The sequence below is a fragment of the Pseudomonas sp. 1L-C-7-B-C1 genome (genome assembly GCF_057291635.1).
Window position 1 is genome coordinate 43,191 of the sequence record NZ_JBXAWH010000007.1, and the last position, 14,723, is coordinate 57,913.

At 61.3% G+C, this 14,723-nt stretch carries 11 protein-coding genes; 7 read left to right on the plus strand and 4 right to left on the minus strand.

Annotated elements, in window-relative coordinates; translation table 11 throughout:
* Window positions 1-218 precede the first annotated feature (218 nt).
* Window positions 219-2,288, minus strand: a complete 2,070-nt coding sequence (gene treS / locus AC0Z8Z_RS12510; RefSeq protein WP_485619316.1) for a maltose alpha-D-glucosyltransferase — start codon at window positions 2,286-2,288, stop codon at window positions 219-221.
* Window positions 2,289-2,501: 213 nt separating this feature from the next.
* Between treS and pdxR the strand changes: the two genes are divergently transcribed.
* The 5 genes from pdxR (at window position 2,502) to AC0Z8Z_RS12535 (ending at window position 8,754) form a co-directional block, all read left to right on the plus strand.
* The gene (gene pdxR / locus AC0Z8Z_RS12515; protein ID WP_485619317.1) at window positions 2,502-3,947 is read left to right on the plus strand and encodes a MocR-like pyridoxine biosynthesis transcription factor PdxR; all 1,446 of its coding nucleotides are present in this window, start codon (window positions 2,502-2,504) and stop codon (window positions 3,945-3,947) included.
* Between the two features lie 644 nt (window positions 3,948-4,591).
* On the plus strand, window positions 4,592-5,698 hold the full coding sequence (locus AC0Z8Z_RS12520) for a Gfo/Idh/MocA family protein (protein WP_485619318.1): 1,107 nt from the start codon (window positions 4,592-4,594) through the stop codon (window positions 5,696-5,698).
* 250 nt (window positions 5,699-5,948) lie between these two features.
* On the plus strand, window positions 5,949-7,532 hold the full coding sequence (locus AC0Z8Z_RS12525; RefSeq protein ID WP_485619319.1) for an aldehyde dehydrogenase (NADP(+)): 1,584 nt from the start codon (window positions 5,949-5,951) through the stop codon (window positions 7,530-7,532).
* Between the two features lie 211 nt (window positions 7,533-7,743).
* On the plus strand, window positions 7,744-8,319 hold the full coding sequence (locus AC0Z8Z_RS12530; protein ID WP_485619450.1) for a DUF1349 domain-containing protein: 576 nt from the start codon (window positions 7,744-7,746) through the stop codon (window positions 8,317-8,319).
* A 93-nt stretch (window positions 8,320-8,412) separates the two neighbouring features.
* Window positions 8,413-8,754 carry an FKBP-type peptidyl-prolyl cis-trans isomerase gene (locus tag AC0Z8Z_RS12535; RefSeq protein ID WP_485619320.1) on the plus strand — a complete coding sequence of 114 codons (342 nt, stop codon included), beginning with the start codon at window positions 8,413-8,415 and terminating at the stop codon, window positions 8,752-8,754.
* Window positions 8,755-8,828: 74 nt separating this feature from the next.
* Here AC0Z8Z_RS12535 and AC0Z8Z_RS12540 read toward each other — a convergent pair whose 3' ends face one another.
* Window positions 8,829-9,743, minus strand: a complete 915-nt coding sequence (locus tag AC0Z8Z_RS12540; protein ID WP_485619451.1) for a LysR substrate-binding domain-containing protein — start codon at window positions 9,741-9,743, stop codon at window positions 8,829-8,831.
* A gap of 192 nt (window positions 9,744-9,935) precedes the next feature.
* On the opposite strand from AC0Z8Z_RS12540, the gene AC0Z8Z_RS12545 reads away from it, so the two are divergent.
* Window positions 9,936-10,862 (plus strand): DMT family transporter, encoded by a 927-nt coding sequence (locus AC0Z8Z_RS12545; protein ID WP_485619452.1) that lies wholly within the window; start codon window positions 9,936-9,938, stop codon window positions 10,860-10,862.
* A complete protein-coding gene (locus tag AC0Z8Z_RS12550; protein ID WP_485619321.1) occupies window positions 10,859-11,662 on the plus strand; it encodes an NAD(P)H-dependent oxidoreductase in 804 nt (267 codons plus the stop codon). Before AC0Z8Z_RS12545 ends, AC0Z8Z_RS12550 begins: the two co-directional genes overlap by 4 nt.
* 113 nt (window positions 11,663-11,775) lie before the next feature.
* Here AC0Z8Z_RS12550 and AC0Z8Z_RS12555 read toward each other — a convergent pair whose 3' ends face one another.
* A complete protein-coding gene (locus AC0Z8Z_RS12555) occupies window positions 11,776-14,160 on the minus strand; it encodes a response regulator (RefSeq protein WP_485619322.1) in 2,385 nt (794 codons plus the stop codon).
* Window positions 14,161-14,228: 68 nt separating this feature from the next.
* The gene (locus tag AC0Z8Z_RS12560) at window positions 14,229-14,690 is read right to left on the minus strand and encodes a response regulator (RefSeq protein WP_122538564.1); all 462 of its coding nucleotides are present in this window, start codon (window positions 14,688-14,690) and stop codon (window positions 14,229-14,231) included.
* Window positions 14,691-14,723 lie beyond the last annotated feature (33 nt).

The following is a 14,723-nucleotide window of genomic DNA, read 5'->3' on the forward strand; positions in this document are numbered from 1 at the left end:
TGACACCTGGCGCCTTCCCGGCTAAAGCCGGTCCCACTAACAGCAGCACGTGCATTCAGTGGGACCGGCCCAGCCCTGCAGATGTGCACTATCTCCCGTAGGACCGGCTTCAGCCGGGAAGAGGCCTGTGCGTACACCCTCAGTGCAGCGATGTGGCGACTGACGCCTTCCCGGCTAAAGCCGGTCCTACCTAGAGAAGAAGCCAGCTCCGCAACCAATCACATCATCGGTGCTGCCATGCTGACCACGCGCAGCGCGAGGCCTTCGTAGGCGTCCAGCGTGATGGTGAATTCACCCTCTTCGGTCAGGTCGCCTTCGACCCGTTCGTTGATGATGTCCACCACCGGCCCCGGGGCGATGCCCGGCAGGTGCAGGGTCTCGACGATGGCTTCTGCGCTGAAGTTCAGCGCAGTGATCTGGGTGCCCTTCCCGGCCGGCAGTTCGTGCACCATGATCAGCAGACCCGGGTGTTCGACGTCGGGAATCAGAATCTGCCGGCTGGCGGCGATGTCATAGGCGCGGCGCACGGCCAGCAGTTTCTTCAGCTGCGAGGCGAACGAGTCCGGCCGCTTCAATTGCTCGACCAGGCTGCCATACAGCGCGCGAGCCCGTGGCATGCCGCCCTCCGAGATCTCGCAGTCCGGGTCCATGTCGACCAGATCATAGCCACCGCGATGGATCCAGCGTGTGTCGCCGTCCCCCATCAGGTGCTCAACCTGCTCGACCGGCAGCGGCAAGGCGCCCACCAGGTCCCAGCCCGACAGTGCGAACACGCCCGGTTGCATGGCGTTGAACATCACCAGCAGCAAATGGATGTGCTGGATCTTGTCGATGTCGGCGGCGGTCATGCTGTCCAGTTCACGAATGCCCAGGGCCGCGGTGATGATGCTCGCCGTCGTGCACGACACGCCGTTGGTGACGAACTTCAGGTTGTAGGGCGCATGCTCGCCCGCCAGACGCTCGTACATCTCCTCGCGAATGTGCTCGCGCAGGATATTCCCCGGGAAGGTCTGACCCTGATACAGGTATTGATCGTGGGCATGCAGCGTCCAGAAATGCACCAGCTCCAGGGTCAGTTCATCGTGGTTCTGCAGGGCGTGAATCAGCGACGCAGGGTCGATGCCGAACTCATGGACCTGACGCAACATCAGGCGCAGGAACTCCGTGCGGCCGGTCAGCAGCGCGTGCTGATACGCCGGGCGGGTGATGAAGTCATAGGACAGGTCAGCGCCGCCGTGGGACATCGCCGCGATGTCATCGATGGTCAGGTTCAGCTCCTGGAAGCTGAAGCCGCCGGCCTTGCGAATTGCCCCGGCCAGCAACTGGTTGCCGGTGATCGACAGCGGGTGGCTCTCCGACCACGCCGTGCCGTCGGCCTTGCGTTCCACGCCGAGGAAGCCGTTGGCGTCCAGACGCAACACCCGCGCGCCCATGACGTCGATGGCGTGCAAGGCATCGCCGATGATCATCTGCTGCGCGGCGAAACTTGGGTCCAGCCAGTTCAGCGACGGCTGGCCTTCCTTGAAGTAGTGCAGATAGACCCAGCGGCGGTCCTTGCCGTCGACGCCGGTGACGATGGGCGTGGCGCTCCAGTCGGTTTCCTTGACGCCGGGTTCGAAGAAAATCACCCGCTGCAACTGACCGACGATGTAATGCTTGTCGCGCAGCGCATCAACGATGGCAGGCTGAAGGTTGACGGCGTCGCGGCCGACCGGGACTTCCGGGAGCAGCGACCAGTCTTCTTCCTTGATCTCCACCATGTGGTAGAGGCCCGGGTACTCTTCGTAGGCCATTTCGGCCAGGCGGAAATCCGCGCCTTTGCCGGTGTGGGAAGGGATCACGTCATCGACGACGATCGCGTTGTGCGCGGCGGCGATGCGGCTGAGGTTGAGAAACTGCGCGTCGGTGCCCAGTGACGAATCCACCTCAAAGCTGATGCGGTCGAAGTTGCCGTCGATGCTCGGCGTGCGCTCACGGCCTTTCAAACCGCCGGAGGCTTTCAACGGGCCGTTGTGAATGCCCTGGATGCCGACTTCGGACAGCGCGTGCCAGAGGGTTTCATCGGCCAGCGCTTCGAGCACCGAACCACCTTCGCGGGTGATGATCGACGCCGGATACGCGGTGAACCAGACCGAGCCGATGGCCGAGGCATCCCTCGGACGGGCCTGGGCGTAAGGCCGCTGCCAGAGACGGCCCTGGCCGCCATACAGTTTTGCGCGTTGCTTCGCGGCGTTGAGCATCGATTGCTCAACCAGCCATTCGACGTACTGCTTGTCCGGGGTGGTCATGTATTCGGGGTTCCATCTTCAAGTGGATGGGAGCGGCGGTCCAACGGCTCTGCGAGCGCTGTCCGGACCGTCCTGCCTGGGCGTGTCAGGTTTATGCCTAACTCTAAGAGCACCTTGGCGCGTAAACGTTGCATCCGTTGCTGTGACGCGCGCCATGCACTGGCTAAAATCCCCGGGGTGCATGGGCACCGTCGGCGCTGTTCAGGGGTTTGCGTGGAATTACACATCGTTATCGAGGGCCGCAAGGACCTTGCCCGTCAGGTCTATGAACAGCTGCGCGACAGTATCGTGTGCGGCCGCTTGGCGGCAGGCGTGCAATTGCCGCCCAGTCGGCTGCTGGCCGCGCAGTTGGGGCTGTCGCGCAAAACCATCTCCGACACCTACAGCCGACTGACCTATGAAAACTACCTGGTAGGCAAGGTGGGCAGCGGCACGTTCGTCAACGCCCTGAACGCCCACAGCCCGTCTCGGCCTGCGCCATCGAAACTGGCCAGCGCCCACATCGTGGCGAAATGGGAGCGGATCTCCCTGCCCCTGCGCCATCCGACCCGCGCGGGCACCCTGCGCTACGATTTTCTCGGCGGCGCGACCGCGAAAACCCAGTTTCCCCACGACGAATGGCGGCGCTGTGTGCACCACGCAGTGCGACAGATGTCCACCGAACGCGGTTTCTATAGCCAGCCCGAGGGCCTGCCCGCCCTGCGGGCCGCGATTGCCGGGCACATCGCCTTCGCGCGCGGCGTCCGCTGCGGGGCCGATGACGTGGTGGTGTGCAATGGCGCGCAACAGGCCCTGGACCTGATCGCCCGCGTGCTGGTCGAACCGGGCAGCCGCGTGGCCATGGAAGACCCGGGCTACACGCCGGCACGCCTGCTGTTTGCCGCCCAGGGCGCTGAGGTCGCCAGTGTGCCGGTCGACCGCGAGGGCATCATCGTCGAACAGATTCCCGACGACGCCTGCGCCATTTATGTGACCCCCTCCCACCAGATGCCGCTGGGCATGCCCATGAGCCTGGCGCGCCGCCACGCCCTGCTGGAGAAGGCGCGGCGAATCGGCGCGATCATCATCGAAGACGACTACGACAGCGAATTCCGCTACGAAGGCCGCCCGACTGACTCGTTGCAGAGCATGGACGAGCACGGCGTCGTGGCCTACGTCGGCACCTTTTCAAAGACCCTGCTGCCGGAACTGCGCCTGGGCTACGTCGTGCTGCCGGCGGCGATCCTCGAAGCGGTGATCAAAGCCAAGCAGCTGACCGACTGGCACACCTCGACGCTGCCGCAATGGGCCCTGAGCAAATTCATCAGCGAAGGCCTGCTCAACAAACACATCCGCCGGTGCCACAGCACCTACGCCGGACGCCGCGAACGAATCCTGTCCCGCATCGCCGGCGACCTGTCGCCCTGGCTGGAAACCATCCCGTGCACGGCGGGCTTTCACATGGCGGTGATGCTCAAGCCCTCGCTCCAGCCGGCGATCGACCTGCACCTGCTGGTCGACCGCGCGCGGGACAAGGCCTTAGGCCTTTATCCCCTCCACGGCTTCTACAGCGACGCGCCACCGCGTGACGGGTTGATGCTGGGATTCGGCGCCATCGACCTGCTCGACATCGACCCGGCACTGGATAGGTTGCGGGATTTGTTGATGGTGTTTGATTAACAGGGAAAATTGAGGGCGCACACACCGGCCCCTTCCCGGCTGAAGCCGGTCCCACTAACAGCGCGCGTTGCATCAGTGAGACCGCTGACGCGGAGCGTCATGGGATGCATTCCCACGCGGAGCGCGGGCACGATCAGAAAATTGATGGCGACTGCACCGGCCTCTTCCCGGCTAAAGCCGGTCCCACTAAAAGCAGACCGCGTACCCCCCGTGGGACCGGCTTTAGCCGGGAAGCTTTTGATCTGCTTTTGATCTTGATCTTCGTACACAAAAAGCCCAGACAACGCCAATCGCGACTTTGGTGCAGGCTGAACGCAGGTCTCGCGGAGTGGGCCGAGCCGCATGGATGCGGCGAGAGCGCCGTCAGGGCATGGATGCCCGTTCGGCGCGGGCCCACGGAGCGAGACCGAAGTGAAGGAACCCTGACGAAGGAAGGGCCAAACCAGGAGCAAGCACCCTTGGTTACTTGGGGTGCTTTTCCAAGTAACTCGCCGAAGGCGAAACAGTCTGCCCCCAGGCAGACGCTCTTGATCTTGATCTTGATCTTGAAAAGCGACCCACGATTGGATTGAACTTCTAACCCCGGAACCTGCCGACTACAGAGCTGCCGGACACACCGTCCGCTGAGAAATGGAGGCTTATACATGCCAGACGCAAACGGCAAAATCCGCTACGCAGTGGTCGCTGGAGGCTGGATCTCCCAAGGCGCTTTCATGCCGGGACTTGAACAGACCGACAACTCCGTCATGACCGCCCTGGTCACCGGCGACCCCGTCAAAGCCGACCAACTGGCCGCACTTTACGACCTCAAAAGCTACCACTACGACGAATTCGACACCCTGCTGAAATCTGGCGAAATCGACGCCATTTACCTGGCAACCCCCAACTTCCGCCACCGCGAATTCGCCGTGCCGGCACTCGAAGCCGGCATCCACGTGCTGCTCGAAAAACCCATGGCTGCCAATGAACAAGACTGCCTGGCCATTGCCGAAGCCGCCAAACGCTCGGGCGCCAAACTGATGGTCGCCTACCGCCTGCACTTCGAGCCCGGCACCGTCGAAATGGTCCACCGCGTGCGTGCCGGCGACCTCGGCGACCTGCGCCTGTTCACCGCGACCTTCGCCCAGACCACCGACCCGGCCAACCACCGCATGCAGAGCGGCTTCGATGCAGGTCCCGTGGCCGACATGGGCCCCTACCCCATCAACGCCGTGCGCAACCTGTTCGCCGCCGAACCGATCGAAGTCCACGCCGTCGGCATCAAAACGCCAGGGCGCGAAATCAACACCTTCGACACGGTCAACGTGACATTGCGCTTTGCCGAAGAACGTTTGGCGACCTTCACCGTGAGTTACAGCCTGCCGTCCACCGAGCGTTTCCAGCTGATCGGCACCAAGGGTGAGTTCGAAGCCTCGCCGTGCTTCGGTTTCGGCGAAGGCGTGGCAATCGGCTACCGGGCGATCATCGACGGCCAGACCACCGAACACACCCATCCGGTGGTCGATCAGTTTGGCGGCGAGACCCAGTACTTCTCCGACTGCATCCTGCAGGACCGCGAACCCGAGCCGGACGGCGACGAAGGCTGGCGCGACGTGCGTGTGGTCGAGGCCATTGAACGTGCGCTGACCACCGGCCAGCCGCAGGAGCTTGAGCCATTGCCGGAGCGCCCGGGCATCAGCATCGAGCAGGCCCGTCGCCTGCCGCTGGCCAAGGTGCCGGAGTACATCAATACCGATGAGCCGAATGCCTGAGCGTCTGGTTGATCAGGTATGACGGCGTACACACGTTGATCGCAATCCAGAGCCCGGCTATTTTGTTCGCCGGGCTTTGGACATTGCCTCTGCGAGGCGCGCCTTGCGGCTGAAAAAATGCAGTTGTATGATGACTGTCGACTTTCCGATGAGCCCTTACGCTCGTCACCGCTACGCTTCATACGATTACGAATTCCTCCATCAGGCTCCACGCCTGATCGATTCGCCCCAAAAATAACAGGAGAAGCAGATGCCTACCGTTCTCGGTCAGAACTTCATCGGCGGCGCCCGCAGTGGCCTCGGCGAAGCACGCCATAAAAGCCTCGACGCCACTACTGGCGAAGCACTGCCTTACACCTTTCATCAGGCTACCGACGCGGAAATCGATGCCGCCGCCTCGGCTGCCAAAGACGCCTTCCTCGAATTCCGCCAGTTGAGCCCGGCCCGTCGCGCTGAATTTCTCGATGCCATCGCTGACGAACTCGACGCCCTGGGCGATGACTTCGTTGCCCTCGTTTGCCAGGAAACCGCGCTCCCGGCCGGTCGAATCCAGGGTGAGCGTGGCCGTACTTCCGGCCAGATGCGCCTGTTCGCCAAAGTCCTGCGTCGCGGTGACTTCCTCGGTGCGCGTATCGATCAAGCCCTCCCTGACCGCAAGCCACTGCCACGTGTCGAACTGCGCCAGCAGCGCATCGGCGTTGGCCCGGTGGCCGTGTTCGGCGCCAGCAATTTCCCGCTGGCCTTCTCCACTGCCGGCGGCGACACCGCCTCGGCACTGGCTGCCGGTTGCCCGGTTGTGGTGAAAGCCCACAGCGGCCACATGGCAACGGCTGATCTGGTCGGTAACGCCATCGTCCGCGCCGCCGAGAAGACCGGCATGCCAAAAGGTGTGTTCAACATGATCTTCGGCAGCGGCGTTGGCGAAGGTCTGGTCAAGCACCCGGCCATTCAGGCCGTCGGCTTCACCGGTTCGCTGCATGGCGGTAACGCCCTGTGCAAACTGGCGTCCGAGCGTCCGCAGCCAATCCCGGTGTTCGCCGAGATGTCGAGCATTAACCCGGTGGTCCTCCTGCCCGGCGCACTGACAGCGCGCGGCACTGCCATCGCGGGCGAACTCGCGGCCTCCGTGGTCATGGGCGCAGGCCAGTTCTGCACCAACCCGGGCGTTGTGATCGGCATTCGCTCCCCCGCCCTGACGGCGTTCACCGAGCAACTGACCGAGCACATGGGCGGTCAGGCACCACAGACCATGCTCAACGAAGGCGGCCTGCGCAGCTACAGCAAAGGCGTCGAGAAGCTGCTGGCACACCCAAGCGTCACGCACCTGGCCGGCAAGCCGCAGGAAGGCAAGCAGGCCCAGGCTCAGCTGTTCAAGGCGGACGTCAGCATGTTGCTCAACGGCGACGAGTTGCTTCAGGAAGAAGTCTTCGGCCCAACCACGCTGCTCATCGAAGTGGCTGACGACGCTGAACTGAAAGCCGCACTGCTGGCGCTGCGCGGCCAACTGACCGCGACGCTGATCGGCGAAACCGCCGACCTGCAGAAGTACCAGTGGCTGGTACCGGTGCTGGAAGAGAAAGTCGGCCGCATTCTGGTCAATGGCTACCCGACCGGCGTCGAAGTCTCTGACGCGATGGTGCACGGCGGTCCTTATCCGGCAACGTCCGATGCCCGCGGTACTTCGGTAGGCACCCTGGCGATCGATCGTTTCCTGCGCCCGGTCTGCTACCAGAACTACCCGGACAGCCTGCTGCCGGCCGCTCTGCAAAACGCCAACCCGCTGGGCCTCAAGCGCCTGGTGAACGGCGAGTGGAGCACTGACGTCATCGCCTGATGAAGGGGCCTGATTCGTCAGGTATTGTTCATCAGATCCGATGCGTCAGACCAACGAAAAAACGGCGCGACCCTGTGAGGGGCCGTGCCGTTTTTTTTTGCCTTGCGATCGGTGTGGAGCGTTGGCACGGCTGGATTTAGCTCTTAATGGAGGGGGTAACTTGGTGGATGATAAGCAGATTGAAATGGCCAGCCTTACCGGCGAAGCGTCAATTTGGCTAGCTGGCAAATGGCTGAACAAGCCGAGCCGTTGCCGTGTGGATGACCACACGCTGGAGCTTGTGACGGATTTCCACACCGATTTCTGGCGTGAAACCCATTATGGGTTCATTCGAGACAGCGGCCATTTCCTGGGGTTTGAGACCAGGGGAGGCTTTACCGCGCAGGTCAGAATCAACGCCGATTTTCGCGAGCTCTATGACCAGGCGGGGATTATGGTCAGGCTCAACGAGGAGACCTGGCTCAAGGCAGGAATCGAATACAACGATGGAATGCCAATGATCAGCAGCGTGCTGACCCAGGGCAAGTCGGATTGGGCACCCGGCTGCTTTTCCGGCGACCCGACCGATTTCTGGCTTCGTGTGACCGTTTCCGATGGCGTGCTGCGTTTGCAATACTCCACCGATGGCATCACTTGGCCGCTGCTTAGACTTGCTCCCTTTCCAGACGCGGACAGCTACACGGTGGGTCCTATGTGCTGCACACCGGAGCGCCAAGGGTTAAGGGTGAGCTTTTCCGAATGGTCGTTGAGCCCGCCTGTCGGGCGAGACCTGCATGACCTGAACTAGCCAATCTGCCGGCCGGGCCAGTCAGGCAACTGATTTGACCGGCTGCTGACGCCCGGCTGACCTGCATCCCCCCTCTCGTGTGGACACCTGAACATGAATGAAGAACTGAGCATCATTGATCTGCACGAGGGCGACGGAAAGGCCGTCGTCAAAGGCGCGCTGATCACCACGCAATACACCGGCACCCTGGAAGACGGCACCGTGTTCGATTCCTCATGGGAACGCGGCAAGCCGTTTCAGTGCGTCATCGGCACCGGACGGGTGATCAAGGGTTGGGACATCGGGCTGATGGGCATGAGGGTCGGCGGCAAGCGCAAGCTCTGGGTGCCTGCGGCGCTGGCGTACGGTGAGCGGTCGATGGGCGCGCACATCACACCCCATTCAAACCTCGTGTTTGAGATTGAATTGCTGGAAGTCCTTACGCGGGAGGATTGAGGCCGGGTGCCGTCACCCTCGATCACTGCCATTCGCGTTGAACAACAAGCCTTAGATTCAAATTATCAACGTGATCAAACCCGCTGCGCCACGTCGCAAAACCACTGGCGAAGGCGTTGTGCTGCCTCACCCAGCACCACATCTTTGGCCTGCACAAGATAATAGCCCTTGCCAGTTTTCAATGCGGAGGCAACGACAGGGACGAGCAAGCCCCTTTGGACATCTTCTTCAACCAGCCAGGGGCTCGTGAGCACCAGACCTTGATCGCGGCGCGCCGCGTCGATTGCCAGCTCCGACTGATCGAACCTGAGGCTGCTGGAGAAGCTATCAGGGGACATGCCGACCGATGACAGCCATTGAGACCAGTGAGCATGTGAGGTCGTATAGAGCAAGGTTGCTCCCGGCAAGGAGTCAAGGCTATGCAGCTGGAGCCGTTCACGGTAAGCCGGGCTGCAATAGACCCTTACCTCGTCTGGCAAGAGCAGTTCTGCGTTGACGTCACCGCCATATCCATCGAAATGCCGCACCGCCAGGTCGCAGGTACCGTCATTGAAATCCACGGTATCGCTGGACGCGCTAAGGTGCAGTTGCACCTCCGGGTATCGCTCCGTGAACAATGGCATCCGCTTCGCAAACCAGGAATTGGCAAACGCCGGCGGCAGGCTTAGCCGTACCTGCCTGTCTCTAAGACCTCGAACCGCGAGATTGGCGGTTTCCAACTGGCGCAGAGCCGGCTTCACCTGCTCCCAATAGCCCAGCGCTTCAGCCGTTGGCTCCAGCCTGCGCACACTGCGCACAAACAAAGACGTTCCTAACCAACCTTCCAGCTTGCGAATCTGTTGCCCGACCGCTCCCGGCGTGACGAACAGCTGGCTTGCAGCAAGGATCATGCTGCCGGTGCGCATGACTGCGTCAAAGCAAGCAATGGCCCTGAGGGGCGTATCCGCTCTCATGGCGTAGTTTTTCTCTTCTATAGACCGAAAACACATGATTTGTAGCGGCTTGCGAACGTTCCCACAATCGAATTTCGCCACAGCGCTGCAACTCAATCCGATTTGCAAAGGGGAAACGCCAGTGCCAAATGGCCGAGTCACCGGGGTGAGGAACAAATTGATGACCAGGTCAGTGACAAAAGGTGCCGATAAGTGAGGAAGTCAGTAGATGGAACTGCCACGGCGGTTATGGTGCTGCTGTGTGTCGTTTGGGGGGCGCAGCAGGTGGCAATGAAGGCAGTTGCCGGTGACATAGCACCCATCATGCAGGTCGCCGTTCGCTCCGGAATCGCTGCCGCCCTGGTGTGGATAATCGGAAAATGGATCATGCGCGAGGTGTGGTTACCCGGCGTCTGGTGCCGCTCGGGATTAGTCGTCGCCGTTCTGTTTGCGGGTGAATTTCTGTTCGTCGCAGAAGGGTTACGCCGGACAAGTGCCTCGCACATGGCGGTGTTCCTTTATACGGCCCCCTTATTCGCCGCCATTGGTCTGCACCTGCGCTTGCCGGAGGAGCGTCTTGGTGCGATTCAGTGGTTGGGTATGTCGCTGGCCTTCGCAGGGATTGCAACCACCTTTCTCATGCCGCGGGATGGGACAGCCATTCAAACCGTCAACGCGAACAGTCTGCCGGGTGACCTGCTGGGCTTGTGCGCGGGCGCTACCTGGGGATTCACGACAGTAGCGGTGCGCACCAGTCGCTTAAGTGAAGCAACCGCAACCCAGACCCTGTTTTACCAACTGGCGGGTGCTTTTGTCCTTTTGCTGCCGTTGAGCCTGCTCGCAGGCCAAAGCTTGATGAGCTTTTCAACGGGTGCGGTGGCCAGCCTGGTTTTCCAGACATTAATCGTGTCGGTGGCAAGCTACTTGATCTGGTTCTGGATGCTTCGTCGCTACCTCGCGGCTCGCCTGGGCGTGCTGGCCTTCATGAGTCCGCTGTTTGGCGTACTGATGGGTTATCTGTGGCTAGGTGAGCAGACAAGCTTCGGTTTTTTGCTGGGCGCAAGCCTGACTATTGCCGGCCTGCTCGTGGTGAACCTCAGCAAAGTGGCGGCACAGAATCGACGCGATACAAGTGGCCCTGCACCGAAACATCCCAAGGAGAAGATCCCGCTATGAAGACATTAATCGTATTGGCGCACCCGGAACCACGCTCCTTTAGCGGCGCCTTAAAGGACGTTGCTGTCGAAACCCTGCGCGAACTCGGTCACCAGGTTCAGGTGAGCGATCTCTACGCGATGAATTGGAAGGCTGAGCTGGGGATTGATGACTTCATGGATAATCGTGCCGATCCTGACTATCTTGATCTTCCCCGCGAGCAAGAACATGCGTTTGCAAACGGGTCCCACACCGGCGACGTCAAGACTGAGCAATCGAAGGTCATGTGGGCTGACCTCGTGATTTTTCAGTTTCCTGTGTGGTGGTTTTCGATGCCCGCCATATTGAAAGGCTGGGTAGACCGGGTATTGAGCCGGGGATTCGCATACTCATCAGGGCACAAGTATGGATCGGGGCTCCTCAGAGGAAAGAAGGCCATGCTTTGTCTCACCACGGGCACTGCAAACAGCCTTTACACACCCGCAGGGATTGACGGCGATTTGCATCACGTCCTCTGGCCTATCCATAACGGCATTCTGGCCTATACCGGCTTCACCGTTTTCCCCCCGTTTGCTGCATGGATGCCAGCGCAGCTCAGCGATGACGAACGTCAGCAGTGTCTGAATGCATATGCCGACTACTTGCGGCGCCTTGAAACGCTGGAGCCGCTGTTTTTTCACCCCCGTGAGGACTACGACGACAACCAGCAGCTGAAACCGGGAATCAAAGCCCGCTCAGGCGTGCAGTGGAATCCTCGTGCCGGACAATGTTTTGAACAGGCTGCTTCGTACTTTGCAGAGCATTCAAATGACAAAGTCTGACCTTGCCAGGGGAAAAGCCATGGCCGTCGTCATGCTGGCCAGCACCGGAAAAACATCCAGTACAATAGCTGAAGCCCTGGCCTGACGGCAAGAGGATCCGATGCAGCGGGTTATCACCCGGCCGATACCTTCATCAACACATCGGCCAGTTTCTTCGCCAGCTCTTCTTCCTTGTACGGCTTCTGCACGATCAGCTTTGGGTCGACATCGAGGATGTCGATGTCGGCGAAACCGGTGATGAACATGATCGGCAGCTGCGGGTGGTCGCGGCGGACGATTTCGGCCAGTTCGCCGCCGGTCATGTTGGGCATGGCGAAGTCGGTGAGGAGCAGTTCGATGCTCGGGTCGAGTTTCTTCAGCGCCTCGTCACCGCTGTCCGCTTCGACCACCGAATAACCCAGTGAGACCAGCATCATCGCCGTCACCGAGCGTACGTCCGGGTCATCGTCGACCAGCAGAATCGTGCGGTCCTTGTCGTCGGCGTCGGCACGACCGGGCATGTCGGAGGCGCTGATCACCGGGACTGCGGTGCGCGCAACACTCGGCAGATAGACTCGCAGCGTGGTGCCGGCGTTTTCGGCGGTGTCGATGCTGACGCCGCCACCCGATTGCTTGGCGAAACCGAACACCTGCGCCAGACCCAGTCCCGAACCCTTGCCCACCGCCTTGGTGGTGAAGAACGGCTCGAAGGCCTTGGCCAGCACTTCGGGGCTCATGCCACAGCCGGAGTCACTCACCGACAACACCACGTAGGCGCCGGGTTCAGGGTCTTCAGGCCGTAGCGGCAGGCGATAGACCATCTCGTTCCAGGTGCTCAGGCGCAGTTGCCCGCCCTGGGGCATGGCGTCCCGGGCGTTGATCGCCAGGTTGAGAATGATCATCTCGGTCTGCGTCGGGTCGACCAGCGCACTCCACAGGTCTTCGGCCAGTTCGGTCTCGACCCATACACTGCCACCCAGCGCACGGCCAAGCAGTTCGCGCATGCCGGCTATCGTGTCGTTGAGGTTCAACGCCACAGGCTCCAGACGCTGGCGACGGGAGAACGATAAGAGCTGACTGGTCAGCTTGGCGCCCCGCTCGCCCGCTTCGCGGATGTTTTGCAGGCGCTGGGGAGACTTGGTGAACACCCCTTTTTCCAGATCCCGGCTGAGGAAGTTCGCGCTGGTCAGAATCACGGTCAGCAGGTTGTTGAAGTCGTGGGCAACGCCGGCGGTCAACTGGCCGACCACCTCCAGCCGCTGCATCTGCTGCAGGGCGGCCTCGACGCGCTCGCGCTCCTTGATCTGATCACGCAGGCGCTTGTTGGTCGCCGCCAGCTCGTCCACCACCGCCCGCTCGCCGGTGATGTCGCGGACTGCGGCGTACATCAGCCCGTCGTCCGGCACGATGGTCCAGGACAACCAGCGGTAGCCACCGTCGGTATGGCGCATGCGATTGACGAAACGCGTCGAGACATGGCCTTCGGCGACGCTGGCGGTTTCGCGCAACGTGGCTTCGAGATCATCCGGATGAATCAACTCGCTCAAACGCTGCCGCCCGACCTCATCGCGCGCCCAGCCCAGCGTCGATTCCCATGCCGGGTTGAGGGCGATCGGCGTCATGTCGAAATGCAGCACGCCGAGCAGCTCCCGGGACAGCTCCCAGGTTCGGTCGCGTTCGCGGGTTCGCTGCACGACACGTTCACCGAGAATGTCGTTGAGCTGATGCAGCGCCTGAGTGGCGTGCTTGCGCTCGGTAATGTCCTGCATGACGCCGGTGAAGCGCACGCAGCGGCCCTCTTCAAACACCGAGCGGCCGTTGGAGAACACCCACCGTTCCTCGCCCTCATCAGTGACCAGTCGGTGCTCGATCTGGAAGGAAGTGTCCACCGTCAGCGCGGCCATGACCTTGCTGTGCAGCTGATCGCGGTCGTCCGGATGGCAGAGCAGAAACATCAGCGCCAGGCTGACGGGAGCGTCGGCGCCAACGCCGTAAAGCGCCTTACAGCGCTCGTCCCACAGCAGCGTGTCGGTGCGCGGGTCGTACGTCCAGACCCCCATGTCCGCGGCTTCGATCGCCAGCTGCGCGCGCACTTCCGCCACTTGCAGCGTCTTCTCGGCGTACAGTCGCTTTTCCCGCTCCTGCACTTCGGACACCGCGCGCATGACCGCCTTGGGCAGCATCTTCATGTTCTGCTTGAGGACGTAATCGATGGCGCCCATGCGCATCATTTCGACGGCATGCTGCTCGCCGAAAATCCCCGACAAAAAGATGAAAGGCGTCTGCGGCGCCAGACGCAATGCGCTGTTGAGCACATCCGCACCTGAAGAGCCCGGCAGCAGAAAATCGCTGAGAATGAGGTCAAAACGCGCGGCCAGCAGCTCACGCTCGACGTCCTGATGGTTGTAGACCAGCGTGGCGTCGATCTTCAGCCCGCTGTTTTCGAGGGTGAGCAGGATCAGTTCGGCATCCAGCGAACTGTCTTCGACCAAAAGCAATTTAAGCTGCGATAACGGCATGAATAAAAGTCATTGTTCCAGAAGGGGCTGGTTCGGCGTTTATAAGTGCCGGTCCGAAAGCCCCGGAGTCAGGAGCCTGGACGGCGTGCGAGTCGCAGGGAGCCCGGTGGTGGCTCATTCAAAACGGCCCAAAACACGCCGAGGTCCGAGATCGCCGAGACAAATTCCTTGAATTCGACCGGCTTGACCACGTAAGCGTTCACACCCAGTGAATAGGCGCGGTTCAAATCCGGCTCTTCGCGGGAGGACGTCAGCATTACCACGGGAATGCTGCGCAGTTCCTCGGTTTCGCGGATGACTTTGAGCACTTCAAGGCCATCCACTTTGGGCAGCTTCAGGTCCAGCAGCATCACTGCCGGATTACCGGCGACACGGTCGTGGTGATGGTTGCGGCGCAGCAGGTAATCAAGCGCCTCGGCACCGTCACGCAGCACGATCACTTCATTGGCCAACTGGCTACGTTCAAGGGCGACAAGGGTCAGCTCCAGATCGTTTGGATTATCTTCCACCAGAAGAATGGGTTTCAGCACTGGGCGTCTCCTTCGACACTCAAAGAGTAACGG

Excerpts from the sequence above, each read along its gene's own strand:
- treS (WP_485619316.1), bottom strand. The coding sequence starts at position 2,288 with ATGACCACCCCGGACAAGCAGTACGTCGAATGGCTGGTTGAGCAATCG.
- AC0Z8Z_RS12520 (WP_485619318.1), top strand. The coding sequence starts at position 4,592 with ATGCCAGACGCAAACGGCAAAATCCGCTACGCAGTGGTCGCTGGAGGC.
- AC0Z8Z_RS12525 (WP_485619319.1), top strand. The coding sequence starts at position 5,949 with ATGCCTACCGTTCTCGGTCAGAACTTCATCGGCGGCGCCCGCAGTGGC.
- AC0Z8Z_RS12535 (WP_485619320.1), top strand. The coding sequence starts at position 8,413 with ATGAATGAAGAACTGAGCATCATTGATCTGCACGAGGGCGACGGAAAG.
- AC0Z8Z_RS12540 (WP_485619451.1), bottom strand. The coding sequence starts at position 9,743 with ATGTGTTTTCGGTCTATAGAAGAGAAAAACTACGCCATGAGAGCGGAT.
- AC0Z8Z_RS12545 (WP_485619452.1), top strand. The coding sequence starts at position 9,936 with ATGGTGCTGCTGTGTGTCGTTTGGGGGGCGCAGCAGGTGGCAATGAAG.
- AC0Z8Z_RS12550 (WP_485619321.1), top strand. The coding sequence starts at position 10,859 with ATGAAGACATTAATCGTATTGGCGCACCCGGAACCACGCTCCTTTAGC.
- AC0Z8Z_RS12555 (WP_485619322.1), bottom strand. The coding sequence starts at position 14,160 with ATGCCGTTATCGCAGCTTAAATTGCTTTTGGTCGAAGACAGTTCGCTG.